The 1,068-nt window shown below is 56.2% G+C and carries 1 rRNA gene; it reads left to right on the top strand.

The window, feature by feature from the left end:
- A 16S ribosomal RNA gene (locus AC5W2J_RS17150) occupies positions 1-1,068 on the top strand; the annotation flags it as partial.

The following is a 1,068-nucleotide window of genomic DNA, read 5'->3' as shown; positions in this document are numbered from 1 at the left end:
GAAACCGGGGGAGTGAGCGGCGGACGGGTGAGTAACACGTGGGCAACCTGCCCTTCAGACGGGGATAACTCCGGGAAACCGGAGCTAATACCCGATAATCAAGCCGATCTCCTGATCGGCTTGTAAAAGCATGGCCTTCGGGCCATGCACTGGGGGATGGGCCCGCGGCGTATTAGCTAGTTGGAGAGGTAATGGCTCCCCAAGGCGACGATACGTAGCCGACCTGAGAGGGTGATCGGCCACACTGGGACTGAGACACGGCCCAGACTCCTACGGGAGGCAGCAGTAGGGAATCATCCGCAATGGACGAAAGTCTGACGGTGCAACGCCGCGTGAGTGATGAAGGTTTTCGGATCGTAAAGCTCTGTTGTGAGGGAAGAACAAGGGCGGTTCTAACAGGGCCGCCCCCTGACGGTACCTCACCAGAAAGCCCCGGCTAACTACGTGCCAGCAGCCGCGGTAATACGTAGGGGGCAAGCGTTGTCCGGAATTATTGGGCGTAAAGCGCGCGCAGGCGGTTCCTTAAGTCTGATGTGAAAGCCCACGGCTCAACCGTGGAGGGTCATTGGAAACTGGGGAACTGGAATGCAGAAGAGGAGAGTGGAATTCCACGTGTAGCGGTGAAATGCGTAGATATGTGGAGGAACACCAGTGGCGAAGGCGGCTCTCTGGTCTGTTATTGACGCTGAGGCGCGAAAGCGTGGGGAGCAAACAGGATTAGATACCCTGGTAGTCCACGCCGTAAACGATGAGTGCTAGGTGTTAGGGGTTTCGATGCCCTTAGTGCCGAAGCTAACGCATTAAGCACTCCGCCTGGGGAGTACGGCCGCAAGGCTGAAACTCAAAAGAATTGACGGGGGCCCGCACAAGCGGTGGAGCATGTGGTTTAATTCGACGCAACGCGAAGAACCTTACCAGGTCTTGACATCTTTTGCCACTTCTAGAGATAGAAGGTTCCCCTTCGGGGGACAAAATGACAGGTGGTGCATGGTTGTCGTCAGCTCGTGTCGTGAGATGTTGGGTTAAGTCCCGCAACGAGCGCAACCCTTAATCTTAGTTGCCAGCATT

It is taken from the genome of Sinobaca sp. SA16-1 (assembly GCF_059510515.1).
Note: the sequence above shows the minus strand (reverse complement) of the source record. Positions and strands in the feature narration are given on the sequence as shown.